General features: G+C 38.3%; 20 protein-coding genes and 1 riboswitch. Of the genes, 5 read left to right on the top strand and 15 right to left on the bottom strand.

What is annotated here, in order from left to right; all coding sequences use genetic code 11:
* Positions 1 to 8: 8 nt before the first annotated feature.
* The 3 genes from EEJ45_RS18305 to splB all read right to left on the bottom strand — a co-directional run bounded on the left by EEJ45_RS18305 (position 9) and on the right by splB (position 1,844).
* On the bottom strand, positions 9 to 182 hold the full coding sequence (locus EEJ45_RS18305) for a hypothetical protein (protein WP_164464192.1): 174 nt from the start codon (positions 180 to 182) through the stop codon (positions 9 to 11).
* Positions 183 to 289: 107 nt separating this feature from the next.
* The gene (mntR, locus tag EEJ45_RS03660; RefSeq protein WP_124563425.1) at positions 290 to 718 is read right to left on the bottom strand and encodes a transcriptional regulator MntR; all 429 of its coding nucleotides are present in this window, start codon (positions 716 to 718) and stop codon (positions 290 to 292) included.
* Positions 719 to 818: 100 nt separating this feature from the next.
* On the bottom strand, positions 819 to 1,844 hold the full coding sequence (gene splB / locus EEJ45_RS03655) for a spore photoproduct lyase (protein WP_124563553.1): 1,026 nt from the start codon (positions 1,842 to 1,844) through the stop codon (positions 819 to 821).
* A 188-nt stretch (positions 1,845 to 2,032) separates the two neighbouring features.
* Here splB and EEJ45_RS03650 point away from each other — a divergent pair, with 188 nt between their 5' ends.
* Positions 2,033 to 2,884 (top strand): mechanosensitive ion channel family protein, encoded by an 852-nt coding sequence (locus EEJ45_RS03650; RefSeq protein ID WP_124563424.1) that lies wholly within the window; start codon positions 2,033 to 2,035, stop codon positions 2,882 to 2,884.
* A gap of 148 nt (positions 2,885 to 3,032) precedes the next feature.
* Complete coding sequence (locus EEJ45_RS03645) at positions 3,033 to 3,806, top strand: NADH-quinone oxidoreductase subunit E (RefSeq protein WP_124563423.1); 774 nt, start codon at positions 3,033 to 3,035, stop codon at positions 3,804 to 3,806.
* A gap of 27 nt (positions 3,807 to 3,833) precedes the next feature.
* Here the strand turns inward: EEJ45_RS03645 and EEJ45_RS03640 are convergent, their stop codons facing one another.
* Positions 3,834 to 4,670 carry a lipoate--protein ligase family protein gene (locus tag EEJ45_RS03640; RefSeq protein WP_124563422.1) on the bottom strand — a complete coding sequence of 279 codons (837 nt, stop codon included), beginning with the start codon at positions 4,668 to 4,670 and terminating at the stop codon, positions 3,834 to 3,836.
* 157 nt (positions 4,671 to 4,827) lie between these two features.
* Between EEJ45_RS03640 and EEJ45_RS03635 the strand changes: the two genes are divergently transcribed.
* Complete coding sequence (locus tag EEJ45_RS03635) at positions 4,828 to 5,211, top strand: rhodanese-like domain-containing protein (RefSeq protein WP_124563421.1); 384 nt, start codon at positions 4,828 to 4,830, stop codon at positions 5,209 to 5,211.
* 29 nt (positions 5,212 to 5,240) lie between these two features.
* Here EEJ45_RS03635 and EEJ45_RS03630 read toward each other — a convergent pair whose 3' ends face one another.
* The 5 genes from EEJ45_RS03630 to gcvT all read right to left on the bottom strand — a co-directional run bounded on the left by EEJ45_RS03630 (position 5,241) and on the right by gcvT (position 10,315).
* Positions 5,241 to 5,621: a BsuPI-related putative proteinase inhibitor gene (locus EEJ45_RS03630; protein ID WP_164464191.1), complete on the bottom strand. Its 381-nt coding sequence runs from the start codon at positions 5,619 to 5,621 to the stop codon at positions 5,241 to 5,243.
* A 439-nt stretch (positions 5,622 to 6,060) separates the two neighbouring features.
* Positions 6,061 to 6,252: a hypothetical protein gene (locus tag EEJ45_RS03625; RefSeq protein WP_124563419.1), complete on the bottom strand. Its 192-nt coding sequence runs from the start codon at positions 6,250 to 6,252 to the stop codon at positions 6,061 to 6,063.
* Between the two features lie 150 nt (positions 6,253 to 6,402).
* Positions 6,403 to 7,860, bottom strand: coding sequence for an aminomethyl-transferring glycine dehydrogenase subunit GcvPB (gene gcvPB / locus EEJ45_RS03620; RefSeq protein WP_124563418.1), 1,458 nt, complete (start codon positions 7,858 to 7,860; stop codon positions 6,403 to 6,405).
* The gene (gcvPA, locus tag EEJ45_RS03615) at positions 7,857 to 9,200 is read right to left on the bottom strand and encodes an aminomethyl-transferring glycine dehydrogenase subunit GcvPA (RefSeq protein ID WP_124563417.1); all 1,344 of its coding nucleotides are present in this window, start codon (positions 9,198 to 9,200) and stop codon (positions 7,857 to 7,859) included. Before gcvPA ends, gcvPB begins: the two co-directional genes overlap by 4 nt.
* A gap of 17 nt (positions 9,201 to 9,217) precedes the next feature.
* Complete coding sequence (gene gcvT, locus EEJ45_RS03610; protein ID WP_124563416.1) at positions 9,218 to 10,315, bottom strand: glycine cleavage system aminomethyltransferase GcvT; 1,098 nt, start codon at positions 10,313 to 10,315, stop codon at positions 9,218 to 9,220.
* A gap of 235 nt (positions 10,316 to 10,550) precedes the next feature.
* Between gcvT and EEJ45_RS03605 the strand changes: the two genes are divergently transcribed.
* Positions 10,551 to 12,230 carry a DEAD/DEAH box helicase gene (locus tag EEJ45_RS03605; protein WP_124563415.1) on the top strand — a complete coding sequence of 560 codons (1,680 nt, stop codon included), beginning with the start codon at positions 10,551 to 10,553 and terminating at the stop codon, positions 12,228 to 12,230.
* The gene (locus EEJ45_RS03600; RefSeq protein WP_124563414.1) at positions 12,217 to 13,011 is read left to right on the top strand and encodes a YqhG family protein; all 795 of its coding nucleotides are present in this window, start codon (positions 12,217 to 12,219) and stop codon (positions 13,009 to 13,011) included. The genes EEJ45_RS03605 and EEJ45_RS03600 overlap by 14 nt, the downstream gene beginning before the upstream one ends.
* A 237-nt stretch (positions 13,012 to 13,248) precedes the next feature.
* Here the strand turns inward: EEJ45_RS03600 and EEJ45_RS03595 are convergent, their stop codons facing one another.
* From EEJ45_RS03595 to EEJ45_RS03575, 6 genes are all read right to left on the bottom strand, one after another.
* Positions 13,249 to 14,076 carry a MetQ/NlpA family ABC transporter substrate-binding protein gene (locus EEJ45_RS03595; RefSeq protein WP_124563413.1) on the bottom strand — a complete coding sequence of 276 codons (828 nt, stop codon included), beginning with the start codon at positions 14,074 to 14,076 and terminating at the stop codon, positions 13,249 to 13,251.
* Positions 14,077 to 14,092: 16 nt separating this feature from the next.
* The gene (locus tag EEJ45_RS03590) at positions 14,093 to 14,758 is read right to left on the bottom strand and encodes a methionine ABC transporter permease (protein WP_124563552.1); all 666 of its coding nucleotides are present in this window, start codon (positions 14,756 to 14,758) and stop codon (positions 14,093 to 14,095) included.
* Positions 14,748 to 15,761 carry a methionine ABC transporter ATP-binding protein gene (locus EEJ45_RS03585; protein ID WP_124563412.1) on the bottom strand — a complete coding sequence of 338 codons (1,014 nt, stop codon included), beginning with the start codon at positions 15,759 to 15,761 and terminating at the stop codon, positions 14,748 to 14,750. The genes EEJ45_RS03590 and EEJ45_RS03585 overlap by 11 nt, the downstream gene beginning before the upstream one ends.
* Before the next feature lie 69 nt (positions 15,762 to 15,830).
* A riboswitch (SAM riboswitch) is annotated at positions 15,831 to 15,936 on the bottom strand.
* Between the two features lie 137 nt (positions 15,937 to 16,073).
* Positions 16,074 to 16,220 carry a hypothetical protein gene (locus tag EEJ45_RS18300; RefSeq protein WP_164464190.1) on the bottom strand — a complete coding sequence of 49 codons (147 nt, stop codon included), beginning with the start codon at positions 16,218 to 16,220 and terminating at the stop codon, positions 16,074 to 16,076.
* Positions 16,221 to 16,476: 256 nt separating this feature from the next.
* Positions 16,477 to 16,704, bottom strand: coding sequence for a hypothetical protein (locus EEJ45_RS03580; RefSeq protein WP_124563411.1), 228 nt, complete (start codon positions 16,702 to 16,704; stop codon positions 16,477 to 16,479).
* A gap of 357 nt (positions 16,705 to 17,061) precedes the next feature.
* Positions 17,062 to 17,265, bottom strand: a complete 204-nt coding sequence (locus EEJ45_RS03575; protein ID WP_124563410.1) for a YqzE family protein — start codon at positions 17,263 to 17,265, stop codon at positions 17,062 to 17,064.
* Positions 17,266 to 17,286 lie beyond the last annotated feature (21 nt).

Raw genomic sequence — 17,286 nt, 5'->3', positions numbered from 1 at the left:
GGTCTTTTTTAGATTTCATATGGATTACCACTTATCACAGCGCGCATATCAGGAGTAATTTGAATAATCGGGGCTGTTGCAACTTGCACATGTTTCCCCTTTTTTTCTTCAGTCAATAATTTGCTCTTTTCAAAGCCGTATGGATTGCCACTTAAGTACTTACGCATCTCTTCTGTAATCAATTCACACCTCCTAATTTTACCTTTATATACAAATTATACATGTTTAAACTTTAAGAATAAACAGTTTTTTACAATAAAAAAGAAAGCTGTACAAACACAGCTTCCTGTCATTGATTTTGTTCTTCATTCACTTTTTGGATAGCACGTAATACCTCAATGCGCGTTTTATCTTCTTCAAAAAATTGTACTAAATCACCAATGCGATCAATCGCTTCCCAGCTTAGGTGATGCTCGATCCCTTCTACATCGTCATAAATCTTGGCTTCGTTCAGTCCGATGATACGCATGAACTGTTCTAATAATTCATGACGATATACAAGGCGTTTGCCAATTTTTTTACCTTTTGTCGTTAAAATAAGGCCTCTGTACTTTTCATAAATCAAATATTCATCTTTATCAAGCTTTTGTACCATCTTAGTAACCGAAGATGGGTGTACATTTAGCGCTTCTGCAATGTCTGAAACGCGTGCATACCCTTTTTCTTCAATTAACAAATAAATTTGTTCTATATAATCTTCCATACTCGGAGTAGGCATTGGTTTCCTCCATCCAAACGTTTTCTTCGCTTTTTTTCCGTCTCTAAGCAATCAATAAAATCATACAACAGAAACAGCGAAGTGACAAGGGAAGAAACCTTTAAGTAAAGTATTGTATATGGGCATCAGGAAAGTAAGTATTGATATACGAACGAATAGTTTTTTCTAAAAGAGCCGCTTCTTCAGTAGGATACACATACTTTCCAATTCCGTATCTACCCCATTTATATTTACGCTTTTCTTCATCCATCTCAAGCTTTGTATTTGGATACCGCTTTTCAATCACCTTTTTCGCTGGTTTGGTAAAACGATGTTGAATCATTTCAAAAGATAAATTGGGTAAACTTATGTCTTTAAGAGAAGCATGCAATCGTTCAAATAATTCTCGATACCCCTCTTCCCAATCATCGTGCATATAAATGGGGGCTACAATAAACCCAAGCGGATAACCGGCATTTGCTACCTTACGTGCCGCTTCAATTCGGTCTTCAAACGGCGATGTACCGGGCTCAAAGTTTTTAATAACATAACGTGAATTAATGCTAAAGCGAAAACGCGTTTTCCCATTATGCTTCGCATTTAGGAGATGATCGACATGTGAATACTTCGTTACAAACCGCAATTGTCCGTATTCAGTTTGACCAATAAATTCTATCGTTTTCTTTAAAGCATGTGTTAAATGATCAATACCAACAATGTCTGATGTACATGCTGCCTCAAAACGAGTTATCTCCGGAGCACGCTCTTCCATATACTTTTGCGCTTGTTCAAAAATTTCCTCTAAATTGACATATACACGTACATACGGTTTGCTCCCTAACGTTGTCTGTAAGTAACAATAATGACAATGTCCCATACAACCTGTCGCCAACGGAATGGCATATTCAGCTGATGGCTTAGACGTATCAAATTTTAAAGTCCGGCGCACACCTACAACAAGCGTCGCTTTAGCATATCGATACTTTTGTAGTTCATTTTCTCCAGGCAGATCACGAATTTGATTATGTGAAGTAGTTTCTCTAATTTCAAGGCCCATTGCTGTAAACTGTTCGTACAACTCTTTTCCAAGTGGATATTCTAAGGCCTGTGGCTCAAAATATACCAATTTGGGCAAAAATGGCTTCAAGCGACTCATTCCCTTCGTTACTTTCTCTTTATGTAGTATAAGCGCTGCACATTTTTTCATCAGCCACCACAACCATCAATAATTTCCATATAAAAATTCTCCTTCTCTTCACTCAAAAAACTCTTGCCAATCACTTTTTTCTTTGTAATGCTATATGATTGGGGACTATAGTAAAAGGAGGCGATTATATGCTAGAAACAATTCTTTCCTTAGACTGGAGTAAAACAAAAGCATATATCTTTTCTGTGTTGCTCACATTTTTTATCTCCTACTTTGGATTTGCGTTAATACGCTATTTTTTACATCAGCTTTTTCAACGAACCAATCTCATTGAAGAGAAAAAAGAACAAACGATTGAAACGGTCGTAAAAAATACATCGAAATATGCAACCTTAATTATTGTGTTGCTAGTAGCTATCAAACCTTTTATTGATTTAAAGCAGTTGCTCGTGGCTGGAGGAGTTATCGGGATTATCATTGGCTTTGGCGCGCAGTCTGCAATTAGAGATTTTCTGTATGGTTTTTTCTTTTTATTTGAAGGTCAATTAAAAAAAGGGGATTTTGTAACGATAAACAATGAACAAGCAGGTTCTGTAGAAGATTTAGGATTTCGAGTTGTCAGCGTCCGATTAATGGATGGCAAATTGATGACCGTGTCAAACGGAGAAGTGCGCAAAGTGGTTAACGGGAATGTACATCATCGTCGTATTTTCGAAAGTGTGGTTGTAGGATTTCAAGAAGATCCTACTCGTATTCGCATATTCCTTGAAGAAGTTTGCGAATTATTAAATGAACTGCACGATGACTATTTACTCCGTCACCCACACGGTGAAATTGTAGAGCCATATCAGTATTGGGGCATGTCTTCACTTGATGCATGTCCATACGGATTTCGTTTCTCCATCGTAGCAACAGTACATGATGTTCACTACTTAAAAGCTGCACAAGAAACCAAATTTTTGCTGGCTAAAAAAATACATGAGGAAGGTATCATCTTGCCAACCGTGCAAGCGGTTTATACAAGATCCATGCAGAGCTAAACGCATTTCCAAAATTTAAAACTTTCATAAACAGCTGACAAAATAGAAAAATACAGATAGAAACAGTTGACGCATCTCTTTTCTTACCAGTATTATATTTCTTCGTGAGCACATAAAGGACGACATAAAAGACGAGAGGGGAAGCAGAATGTCATTAAAGAAAAAAACAGAAGTACGCACAGGCAAGATGGTTCGAGAACTCATGCTTGCAGACTTAGACGTCACAGCATCTCTAGTGATGGTATATAGTGAGTCAAATGTAAATAAGGAAATTAAGGTGGAGGGCTTAAATCCAAAATCTAACGAAGAACTATTCATTAGCGGAGATATAGATTGGAACAGTAACGTTATATATAAAATCGTGGATTTCTCAGGCAAGGTTGAGGTAGGGAAAGCCATTCTAACAGAAATGAAAAAAAATAACTTATCCCTTTCCATTGAGCGGATTATGTGGAGCAAGGATAAGCAAGGCCATATCGAAACAGCTCCCGAACCTAAAACACCAGAGCCTGAAGCTACACTAACTCTTGTTCCTGAAAAAGCCGCGCCCCAGCCTATGACACAAACTGTAGAAACAAGTCAAAAAGCAAAAACGATTACAGTAGCAAAACCTGTAGAAGCAGCGCAGGCTGAAGAACCACTGATGCAAACAGTGAAAAACACTTCCCAAACCATTCCCTTACAAACACCATCAGCAGAATGGCAGGAACGCTACAGCCGCTTAATTGCAAAAGCAGTCAGTGTATGTCAGGATTATGAGCTGGGCATGGACGTGGATGATTCTATCTCCGACTTAAAAGGCGAGCTAGAAATACAAGGGGTTAAAGTAGTACCTGATAAAGATATTTTAGACATAGTAGCACAACTGCGCACATTAAAATTAAAAGGCATTGACCTTCATAAAATTTTAGACCTTGTATGATAAAAATGAGAGGCACTCTAGTGCCTCTCATTTTTTATAATTCCATTCTTTTGTTTCATACTTCTCTTTCATAAGCTGCTCTACTTCAGCTTTTTGTTCGTTCGTTAACTCATACGTCTGCAATTCTACATGAAGTCCCTTTTCAAAACCATCTCGGAATGCTTCTTTTAACTGCTTTATCGTAAATGTTTTATCTGTTAACGCATTTACAGCGACTGCTTTAGAAGAAAACATGCTCTTCATTCTTTCTTTAATGCGTTCATTAGGAAACAAAAATAAATCATAGAGCGTGTCTAAGTCAATTTCAAGCGGAATTGAACCATGTTGCAAAATAACACCCTTTTGGCGCGTTTGCGCGCTACCGGCAATTTTTCTTCCTTCTACAACAATTTCATACCAAGAAGGTGCATCAAAACAAACGGAAGAGCGTGGATTTTTCAAATCATCTCGCTCTTGCTGCGTTTTAGGAACAGCGAAATAAGCATCCAAGCCGAGCGATTGAAATCCTTCTAAAATTCCTTGTGAAATGACCCGATATGCTTCTGTAACCGTTTTCGGCATATCCGGATGATCTTCTGATACAATTACGCTGTACGTCAATTCTTTATCATGAAGAACACTGCGGCCTCCCGTTGGACGACGTACAAATTCAAAACCTCTTTTTTCGACTTCATCCATATTAATTTCCTTTTCTACTCTTTGAAAATAACCAATAGACAAAGTCGGTGTTGCCCATTGATAAAATCGAACAATAGGAGGCATTTTTCGTTCACTTTGCCAATTTAATAAACATTCATCAAGTGCCATATTATAAGCAGCGGAACGCGCACCTGAATCAATATAATACCATTTTTCTTTTTCCATAATTAACACCTCATGCTGTAGTCATAGCTTTTCTTTCACTTTAGTGTAACAAATCAGATACACTTTGTGAAAAGATATGAAAATGAACCTTGTTCTTGCATAAATAGGCACGAACATTATAATATTGATGATAGATAAGATAAAGGGGGCAATTTTGGTGTCAACAAGCTTAATTATCATTTTAGGCACTGTAGTGGCGCTCGTTGCATATAGTGTGGCGATGTACTTCTATCAGAAAAAACTGATTAAAAATTTAAATGAAGAAGAGTTTCGTGCCGGTTATCGAAAAGCACAGCTTATCGATATTCGTGAGCCGGATGAATATAAAGCAGGTCATATTCTCGGCGCGCGTAACATCCCGCTCTCACAACTTAGAATGCGCTATAAAGAAATTCGTGCTGATCAACCTGTTTACTTCTACTGTCAAAATGGATTGCGTACAGGCCGTGCTGCACAGCTCCTCAAGAAAAAAGGCTATAAAGAGCTCTATCAGCTACAAGGCGGTTTTAAAATGTGGACAGGAAAAATTAAAGCAAAATAAACAAGGTGTCCTGACATAGGACACCTTGTTTATTGTTCCTGCTTAGCTCCCCCAACCAATAGTACTTTTTGAAATGCACCCGGCTTGACACTATCATCGTTAACCTCAATTGGTTGTAGCCCTGCCACCACTTTATAACTTTTTTCTTTAGCGCCCGGTACATCGTATTTCCAAGCGGTTTTCCAAATCTTTGTTTCACCCGGTTCTAACTCGACTTTTGTAAGTGCCTGTGAAAACATTTTATCGGCAGAATATTTATAGACCTGTCTCTCTTTTGTCGAAATGATTACTTCAAATTGTTGCGAAGAAGGAAATGTCATAATCAATTGATTTTCACTTGTGTTTGTTAACGTTAAGCGCACTTCTAATTGACTCTCTTGCGGCTGAGCTTCTACCTCAAATGTGTACATATCGTCCTCCTCCTTTTGTACCTCTGTTTTAGATTTTTCCTTTGAAGAAACTTCTCTTATTTGTCCATCCTTTTCCACTCCGCACCCTACAAGACATAGCAAGAAAAGAATAAATATAACCCTAACCTTCATCCCTGCCACCACTCCCTTCTTTTTTAATTTAGACGTCTACTTCTTTTCTATCCACAATCTACCATCTTTAAGCATATATGTCCACACCATAGATATACATTCTATACAATCGCCAGTAACTCCTCAGATAACAGCGATAGAAATAAAGAAAATGTAAAAAAGGAAATGACAACTTAAGTTACTGAGTGAGATTTGTTTATAGAAGTGCGGGAGGAGTACAATTAAGACACACCAAGAAAAGCGAGCGCAACAAGAAACTTTAACAGCGTCAAAATTAAAAAGCTGAACAACTGTTCAGCTTTTTACATTACTTCTCAAAGCGACGAAGCATTTCTTCTCGCATACCAAAGCTTACAACTGCTAATCCGATGTACATAAATAAAAGTACATAAGAGTTTACCGCTCCGTACCATCCGTTATCAAAAATTAAGTAGACAGTCAAAGCAGCAACCAAAACAAATGCTGTTAAAAACAAATAAAAACTCACCTTTTGGTTCATCCGATTCCCTCTTTTCCTACAAACTCAACGTTTAAATGTTTATTGTAACGAAACTTGTTCTATGCCACAAGTGTAAAGAAAAAATAATAAAAAATCCCCCTACTAGTTTGTCTTGTAGGGGTAAGTCCGTTTATACAAAGAAAGAATTGCTTACTTTTCATATTTAAGAATTGGTTTACGCGCTGCCATTGTTTCATCCAAACGCTTAATAACAGTTGTATGAGGTGCTTCTTGCACAATCTCCGGATTTTCTTCTGCTTCTTTTGCAATTTGAATCATTGCATCAATGAATGCATCTAATGTTTCTTTTGACTCTGTTTCTGTTGGTTCAATCATAATACATTCTTCCACATTGAGCGGGAAGTAAATTGTTGGGGGATGATACCCAAAGTCAAGCAAACGCTTCGCAATGTCAAGCGTCCGAACACCAAGCTTTTTCTGACGCCTTCCAGATAATACAAACTCATGCTTACAATGCTTATCAAATGGCAAATCATAGTACGGCGCCAAACGTCGCATCATATAATTTGCATTCAGAACCGCTTCTTCTGTTACCCGTTTTAATCCATCAGGTCCCATAGAACGGATGTACGTATATGCACGTACGTTAATCCCGAAGTTTCCGTAATATGGTTTTACTCGCCCAATTGATTGCGGGCGGTCATAGTTGAAACGATATCCTTCTGCTGTCTTTTCTAAAATTGGTTTTGGCAAATATGGAATTAAGTCCGCTTTCACGCCAACTGGACCTGAACCCGGACCACCGCCACCATGAGGACCTGTGAATGTTTTGTGCAAGTTCAAGTGCACCACATCAAAGCCCATATCACCTGGACGCGCTTTACTTAATACAGCGTTTAAGTTCGCTCCATCATAATATAGCTTACCGCCCGCCTCATGGACGATTTCTGCCATTGCTAAAATATGCTCCTCAAACAAACCGAGCGTATTAGGATTGGTCAACATAAGTGCAGCTGTATATTCATCAACAACACGTTTTAAATCTTCAAGATCAACAAGCCCAGCTTCGTTAGATTTTACAGTGATTGTTTCAAACCCAGCTACCGTTGCAGAGGCTGGATTTGTACCGTGTGCAGAATCCGGTACAATAACCTTTGTACGTTTAAAATCTTGCCGTGCCTCATGATAAGCACGAATGAGCATTAAGCCTGTCCATTCACCATGCGCACCGGCAGCAGGCTGAAGTGTTACTTCGTCCATGCCTGTGATTTCTTTTAAATGTTCTTGTAAATCGTACATTAATTCTAGTGCGCCTTGCACAGTACTTTCATCTTGCAGCGGATGAATATATGAAAATCCAGGAAAGCGAGCTACATTTTCATTAATTTTTGGATTGTATTTCATGGTACAAGAGCCCAGCGGATAAAAGCCAGAATCAACACCATGATTACGGCGCGATAATGCTGTGTAATGACGCATAATATCTAATTCCGATACTTCTGGAAGCTCAGGCTCCTCTTGGCGAATATAGACGCTGTCAAAAATATCGCTAAGTTCCACCATTTCTACATCCAGTTCAGGTAAGCTATAACCAATACGTCCTGGTTGGCTGATTTCAAAAATGAGCGGTTGGTCTTGATATGTCATTGCTGATCCCCCATTTCCTTCACAAGTGCATCGATCTCTTCTTTTGTACGAAGTTCTGTTACTGCAAGAAGCATATGATGGTGCAGTTCAGGGTAGTATGTACCCAGATCATAGCCGCCAATAATCTCTTTTTGAAGAAGAGCTTTATTCACATCAGCTACTGGGCGCTTGCAATCTACGACAAATTCATTAAAAAACGGTCCTGTAAATGTCACTGTAAAGCCATTTTCCTCAAATTTCTTTCTGGCATACTGCGCTTTTGCAATATTTTGAACGGCAATTTCTTTTATACCTTTTTTGCCAAGCGCAGTCATTGCTACGGAGGCAGCCAATGCATTTAACGCCTGATTAGAACAGATATTGGATGTTGCTTTATCACGACGAATATGCTGTTCACGCGCTTGTAACGTAAGTACAAAGCCGCGTCGTCCTTCCGAATCCTTTGTTTGACCTACCAAGCGTCCTGGAATTTTACGCATAAGTGCTTTTGTCGTAGCAAAATAGCCGCAATGTGGTCCGCCAAACTGAGAAGGAATACCGAACGGCTGTGCATCCCCAGCTACAATGTCCGCACCGAACTTTCCTGGTGGTGTCAATGCCCCAAGTGCAAGTGGATTGGAGGATACAACAAACAACCCTTTATGTTGATGCGCAATTGCCTCGAGCTCTTGTAATTTTTCGATTTGACCAAAGAAGTTCGGATACTGTACAACAACACAAGCCACTTGCTCATCCATTTCCTGTCTTAGCACATCAATATCGGTTACACCATCTTTATATGGAATTTCAACCACTTGTAAATTTTGACCGATTGCATAAGTTTGTAACACATCTCTTGTTTCCGGATGAACTGCTTGAGAAACAAGAATTTTCTTTTGTTTTGTATGTCCGGCAGCCAACATTGCTGCTTCTGCTAAAGCTGTTCCACCATCGTACATGGATGAGTTTGCAACGTCCATTCCCGTTAATTCACAAATCATAGTTTGAAATTCAAAAATGGCTTGTAGCTCGCCTTGTGAAATTTCCGGCTGATACGGTGTATATGCTGTATAAAATTCTGAACGTGAAATAACATGATCTACAATAACCGGAACATAGTGATCATATACACCTGCTCCTAGAAAAGATGCATACTCCTTTAAATTGGCATTTTTGGCTGCCATTTTAGAGAGTTCCTTCATTAGTTGCGGCTCTGATTTAGCTGCCTTAATATTAAGTTCTCCTTGAAACCTTACGCGCTCAGGAATATCTGCAAACAATTCCTCGACTGTTTCAACACCAATCGTGCGCAACATCTCCTGTTTGTTTTCTTCTGTCATTGGAAGATAGCGATGCAACATCAAAATTCCCCTCTCTGTTACTTAGAACGCTTATAGAATGGTGTTGGTACCACAACCGCCTTAGCAAGCTTTCCGCGGATTTGTACCTCTACTTCTGTACCTAACTCTGTATATTCTAGATCAAGCAAGGCAAGACCAATATTTCTTTTACTGCCTGGTGATTGCGTACCGCTTGTTACTTCCCCGATTTTAACACCGTTTTTAAATACTTCATAATGGCTGCGCGGGATACCACGGTCACGCATCTCAATACCCACTAGCTTTCGTTTCGTACCATTTTCTTTTTGTGCCTTTAACACGGCTTTGCCAATGAAATCAGCTTCCTTGTTAGGCTTTACTGCAAAGCCAATTCCCGCTTCAATGGGAGTAATATCTTTTGTCAGCTCTTGCCCATATAAAGGCAGTGTTGCTTCAAATCGCAGCGTATCACGCGCACCCAATCCGCAGGGCTGTAAGCCTTCTTCTCGTCCAACTTCTAACATCATATCCCATAGCTGAGCTGCATCTTCGCTTTTGCAATAGATTTCAAAGCCATCTTCTCCCGTATAGCCCGTACGAGATACAAGAGCAGGAATACCTTTTATATCTACATGATCTTTAAATTTAAAAAATTTGATTTCTTTCAAATCTTGCTCTGTAAGCTTTTGTAAAATAGATTCTGCTTTTGGTCCTTGCAGAGCCAATTGTGCAATTTCTTCGGAAACATTTGTTACTGTTACATCTCCCTGTACATGTGAAACAAGCCAATCATAATCTTTTACAAGATTCGCAGCATTCACAACTAACAAGTAATCATGATCTGCTTTTTTGTAAACCAATAGATCATCTACTGTACCGCCGTCTTCATAACACATTGCTGTATATTGCGCACCACCATCTTTTAAAAGTGCGATATCATTTGTCAGCATACGTTGTAAATAGACCAAGCTGTCCGTTCCTTTTACTTCGATTTCTCCCATATGAGATACGTCAAAAAGTCCTGCGGCCGTTCGAACGGCTTCATGCTCCTCTTTAATGCTTGAAAATTGAACCGGCAAATCCCAACCGCCAAAGTCGATTGTCTTTGCACCGTACTTAGCATAAACATCAAACAGCGGTGTACGTTGTAACGTCATCCTGTGTTCCCCCTTATCGCAAACTGGCAAACAACTAAACATTTTTTGCACAAAACCTATCAGATATACGGAATCTTCATAAGTTTTTTCGTGAAAACGTAAATAAAAGTTATTATTTACGGATAAAATACGAAAGATTCTATATATGACTCATCATTATCCTAACATTTTTCTTTCTATTTCATCAATATTCTAGCAAAAAAAATAATTTCGAATTTGTAGAGGGCGTGAATATATGAATGTGACAATTACAACGGATTCATCTTGGTACGACGAATTTCTGCAGCGCGTAATGGAAGATGGTCCTTGGACAAATTGGGAGTTATATAATCTAGCTTATGCAACGGAAAAGCAGCTCCTTATTCCTTCTTTCGAAGGTTTACAGGCCCCGTCTTTTTTACCTGAACTCACTATTTTACCGCATCAATTTGAAGTTGCACGTACTGTACTTGAAGAGATGAACGGAAAAGCAATTTTGGCTGATGAGGTAGGTCTTGGCAAAACCATTGAAGCCGGACTTATTTTAAAAGAATATATGATTCGTGGTCTTGTCAAAAAAGTATTGATACTTGTACCTGCTTCTTTAGTATCACAATGGGCTTATGAATTGAATACAAAGTTTCATATCCCGGCGGTCGCTCAGAAAAAAAGCTATTCGTGGGAGCAAGTAGATGTTATTGTATCTTCTATCGATACTGCAAAACGAGCGCCGCACCGGGATATCGTACTGAGTCAGGAATACGATTTAATCATTATTGATGAAGCACATAAGTTAAAGAACAATAAAACAAAAAACTATGAATTTGCACAGCTTTTAAAGAAACGATTTTGCTTATTGCTAACCGCAACACCTGTACAAAATAAAATTGAAGAAATTTTTAATCTTGTTTCATTACTAAAGCCAGGTCATTTAGGAAATCAGTCAAACTTTGACGAATATTACACTTCTAAAAATAGGACACTTGAAACTGATCAGCATTTAAAAGAACTAATAAACGGTGTTATGGTGCGCAATCGGCGCAACGATACTGGCATTGAATGGCCAAAGCGCCATGTGTACACAGAATTTGTGGAATTTAATAACGAAGAACGTGCATTATACACAACAATTGAAAATTGGAAAGAAAATGCCTATTCTTCTGCTTTTTCCGCTTTAACATTAAAGCGAGAAGCATGTAGTAGCAGAGAAGCTGTATATTTTTCTTTGCAAAAACTAGTAGAAAAACGCACCAAGGAAGACTCTTCCTATGAAGTCGATCCTTACATTCATCTATTAATGAGCCACGTTAATAGCATTCCTTTTAACTCAAAAGCAAAGCGAATTTTAGAAATCATTAAAGAGATTGACGACAAAGTAGTCATTTTTACGGAATACCGCGCCTCACAAATGTATTTACAATGGTTCTTAAAACAAAATGGTATTTCTTCCGTTCCGTTCCGCGGGGGATTTAAGCGCGGAAAAAAAGATTGGATGAAAGAGCTATTCCAAAATCATGCACAGGTATTAATCGCTACAGAAGCTGGCGGTGAAGGTATCAATCTCCAATTTTGTAACTACATGATTAATTATGATTTGCCATGGAACCCAATGCGTCTTGAGCAGCGTATTGGTCGCATTCATCGCCTTGGTCAGCAAAATGATGTTCATATTTACAATATGGCGACAAAACATACAGTCGAAGAGCATATTTTAAAACTTTTGTATGAAAAAATTGATTTATTTGAGCGTGTAATTGGTGAGCTCGATGAAATTTTGACACGTATTGATATGAAAAATATTGAAGAGCACATTCAAGACATTTTTGCCCATTCCAAAAGCGATGGGGAAATTCGTATTAAAATGGATAATTTGACATCTATTATTGACTTTGCCCGACGCCACGATACAGGAGTTGACCGCTATGCAGCAACATGAAATTCATCACTACTTACATCGCTTTTTCACTGCCAATCACTGTGAAGTTCTCGCACAAACAGATTATCATCTAGATGTGCAGCTTACGATTGAAATGGATAAACTGCTCATGAACAGACCATTTTATTGGCATTATTTAGAGAAAACTGGAGGCGTACCAAATCCAATGCGCCTTACATTTATTACAGATCAAAATAAAGCGCCCAAAGATTTGAAAGGCGAACCTATTCACTATGGGTCGCCTCGTTTACATCAAATTTTTGGCGTGTCACGAAGTCTTGGCTCTTATATACGTATGTATGAGCGCGTACACGCACAAGGACAACAAACACCACTACATCCGTGGCTTGGTGTAAATATGAAAATCTCTTATCAATGTGATAGAAAAAAAGATACGCTGTATTCACTCGGCCTTCACCTGTTAACAGGGACGATGATGAACAATTTTCATGAAACATTGCAGGAGATTCCGCTTACACCAAAAATTCCTGATTTTTGTTTTACCCTTAGTCCCATCATTAAGCCACAAAGCGGCATAAAACGGGTAGAAGAGGCTTTAAAAGCTATCATTGCCCGGGAAGATCACACATGGGCAGCTGAGGCAAGAAAGCGTTGGAATCACGATTTGCAGCTACTTCACAAGTTTTATGAAGATAAGGAAGAGTTACCCGATAGCTTTGAAGTAGAAAAGCAAGCACTCAAAGAACAATACGAGCCGCAAATCGTTATGCAAGTGATTAATGCGGGGTTATTTTATTTATCGCCTCGGTACATGCAGTAACATCCTAGTATGGCGCTACTTAGCATGCTTTTAATAGGGATTGTTTTTTCCAATTACATGCTCCATAACATACATGCCTTTGTTTAGAGGGACAACGCTTGATATGATCTTTCAATTTAGATGAAGAGGTTCTGTCTAGCCCGTTTGGAACATACAGATTATTGCTTCCCTAACTTACGTTCTATCTTCATCACCTCTATCGATAGTAAAAGCAGCGCTCCAAAGGCGCTGCTTTTACTATTTACGATTTACCATCCACTCTGGTTTACCAAAACCTTTAAATTCTTTATCAATGATTGTATCAAATTCTTTAGACTCAACAGCTTCTTTTAAATCCTTAGCAAATGCTTTATCTAAATCTTTTGTATTGACCACCACTCGATTGCGATATAAATCAGGCATTTTTTCCAGTTGGATGGCGTCTAACAAGTTCATTTTAGCTGCCAATGCAAAATTGCCCGGAACAGCTGCCAAATCAACACTTTCTACAGACCTTGGCAATTGTGCAGCTTCAATTGGTTGGAATTTTAAACTCTTTTGGTTTTCTGTTACATCTTTTTCAGATGCCTTTAACGGGTCCACAGAAGCATTCAGTTTAATGATTCCCTCACTTTGTAGCATCGTTAATGTACGTGCTGCATTAACAGGGTCATTTGGGATTGCGATGGTGCTGCCATCCTTTACTTCTTTCCATGACTTAAATTTTTTTGAATATACACCCATTGGTGCAGTCGGTACAACAATTACTTCTGATAACTGCATATTATTTTGTTTCGCAAATGTTTCCATATATATTTTGTGTTGAAATAAGTTTGCATCAATACTCGCCTCTGCCAACGCTTTATTCGGTTGGATGTAGTCACTAAACTCCACAACCTCTACTTTGTACCCCTTTTTCTCAAGCTGCGGCTTAATCGCTTTTGTTACCATATCACTATATGGTCCTGCTGTGGCACCAATTTTTATCGTTTTGGATGTTCCCGCTTCTTTAGTTGTTGTTTCTCCTCCACATGCAGCTAACATTCCTACTAGGAATACCAAAAATATCATCATATATCTTTTCATTGTGTAGCTCTCCTTTTTATCTCTTATCTAGTACTTTTGCCAAACGATCGCCGCCAATTTGAATGATTTGTACCAAGCAAATAAGTATAACGATTGTTGTAATCATAATTGCATTATCATAACGGTAATAACCGAAGCGAATAGCCAAATCACCAACGCCACCACCACCAACAATACCTGCCATTGCAGAGTATGCAACCAAGCTGATAGTTGTTAGCGTCACACCTTGTAGAATCCCAGAGCGTGCTTCTGGTAGCAGCACATCTTTAATAATCATCCACGGCGTGGCACCTGCAGCAACAGCAGCCTCAATCACACCCTTATCAATCTCTCGCAACGCCGTTTCTACGATACGAGCAAAAAACGGAATGGCGGCAGCAGACAAAGAAACAGAAGCAGCTGTCGGACCAATTGTCGTTCCTGTAATTAACTTCGTTAATGGCAAGAGTGCCACAAGTAAAATAATGAAGGGGATTGATCGAACCATATTAACCACAAACCCTACCACATTTCTGACAGGAATGTTTTCTAAAAACAAACCTCGGTCTGTCACAAATAACAAAACGCCCAGTGGCAACCCAACAATGATTGCTACAACCAATGAAATGCTGACCATATACAACGTTTGGAAAAATGCTTTATTTAAATCTGGTAAAATTTCTATTAAACTATCAAGCGGCATCATACATTACCTCCAATCGCTTCGTTTTGGCTGTAATATAAGCAATTGCTTGTCGTACTTCCGCAGCATCACCAATTAGCTCCATCACAAAAATTCCAAGTGGTGTTTCTTGTATATACTCAATTTTTCCATGCAAAATATTACCTTGTACACGAAACTTCTGAAATACATCTGATACAACGGACTCTTCTGCAATTGAGCCTTGAAATTGGATTTTAATGATAGTACCTTTACGATGTTCTAATACTCTCTTTGGTATTTCAAATTGCAATACACTTTCAATGAATTGCTGTGTTAATTTTTCACGTGGGTTTGCAAATAATTCATATACAGGACCTTCTTCTATGATTTTGCCATCCTGCATCACAGCCATTCGATCGCATATCTCTTTAACGACCTCCATCTCATGTGTAATGAGAACAATTGTAATCCCTAATTCATGATTGATATCTTTTAATAGGCGCAAAATACTTTTAGTTGTTTTGGGATCGAGCGCTGATGTAGCTTCGTCACACAGTAAAACAGATGGATCATTAGCAAGCGCTCTTGCGATACCCACACGTTGCTTTTGACCGCCGCTAAGCTGTGCTGGATATACGTCCTTCTTATCTGCTAAACCTACCAAATGCAGCAATTCAATTACTTTTTTCTCAATTTCTTGTTTGCTTTTTCCTGCCGCCTTTAAAGAAAACGCAATATTATCATAAACCGTTTTCGAGCTAATAAGATGAAAATGCTGAAAAATCATTCCTATTTTAAGCCGTGCTTGTCGCAATTGGTTTTTATGTAAGGCTGTTAAATCCACTCCACCTATCAGTACCTGTCCAGCAGTAGGGCGTTCTAATAAGTTTAAACAACGCAGCAGTGAACTTTTCCCCGCACCACTATAACCTACAATTCCAAAGATTTCACCACTGTGAATTTTTAAAGAAACACGGTCTACCCCTATTACAGTTCCTTTCGTTGTTTCATACTCTTTTGTAAGATTACGTATCTCAATCACATCTAGACCTCCTTTAACACAATAAAAAAGCCTCTTTCATCCGAAAGAGACATCGTCAACTATAGTCGCGACTTATCTTTCAGAATGGGTACATTCTGCAGGAAGTGGCACCTTTCCAGTTATGGTGGTTGCCGGACGTCATTGGGCCTGATCCCTCAGTCTCTCTTGATAAGTGAATTATTTATTTTCTGATTAGTCCGAATAATACACCTTAGAATTCAACTTGTCAACACTATATTTTTAGTTTATTTTAGAAAACGTTTACATTTTCATGGTAATGAGACAAAAAAGTCATTGACACTTGTCAATGACTCATATTTTACCGTTATATTTGCGACCATTATTATGTTCTTGCTGCTGATGTTCAGTTATGCGCTTTTGATATGCCTTTGTTCTGGCACTTACATGATTCGCATCATTTTCTTCGTTCTTTTTAGAACCTCCTGCTCCGTTGCTCACTGCAATCCCTCCCTCATATAAGTTATTCGTAGCTTATGCTATCGTTTGCATTTTATACAAAAGAAGGTCATTTAGCAGTATATTTTGCATATAAATACTTCTTTTTTAGAAGGTAACAAAAACGAAGTGCCCAATTGCGGTATTGTTACTTGGGATAAATTTAAGACATTGCCTACCTTGTCTATTCTTCTTTCCCATCCCAAAAATATCGGCTTTTCTTTTTGTAACTAATTAGTAAAAAGAAACACTTTATTAGCTACTCTTCTACATAGCGACTTAACATATCATACAAACCGCGATTGGCCCTTACAGCAATTTGTTCATCAGATTCGTGCGGATATTTATCACGTAAGCGAATCAATGCTTTTGCCAATAAATTCTCTAGTACAGAACGACCGCTTTTTCCATAGATTGCTTCGGCATACGCAATCAACTTTGAATCCTCTACATTCGAAGAATGATTGTTGCAAAAAAACTTACTCATAGTCCCCCTCCTTTTGATAACGTTTTCATTTTTATTCATGTTATAAATTTCACAATAATATATGTTGTGTTGTAGTGTATGTGTACATTATAAAACAATATTGACATAATGTTTATATATTTTTTTCATTAATTTATGACAATTATCTGACTTTTTATACATACCTTAAAACCTTCATTTATGAATAGCTTGTAGTGCTATCATCATAATGAATGTTATCCATCCAGTTACAATACCAATACTTAAACTCAACAAAGTCCATAACCAAAGACTTGTTTTTTTTTGCATATTAAAACCTCCTTGTTTGTCATGAATATATGTAAAAATTCATATAAAAAACACCGTATCCGGTGTTTTTTATGCTTGCTTTTTAGACTGCTTATCAGATGCTTTGCGATACAATAACGTTACACCTAACGGCAAAACGCCAAACCAGCGATTTAAAAACGGTGCTTTTTGATTTTTCTTTTGTTGCCGCTTCTCTTTTCTTTCTTCTTTAGGGCTATCCATATAAGATACAAACTGTTGTGTCATAAACTTAATATAATCATTCATAGACATACTATCATCTCCACTTACAAT

This window comes from Ectobacillus antri (assembly GCF_003852715.1).
Taxonomy (GTDB): Bacteria; Bacillota; Bacilli; order Bacillales; family Bacillaceae_G; genus Ectobacillus; species Ectobacillus antri.
The sequence above is the reverse complement of the archived record's forward strand: the minus strand, read 5'-3'. Positions and strand labels throughout refer to the sequence as shown.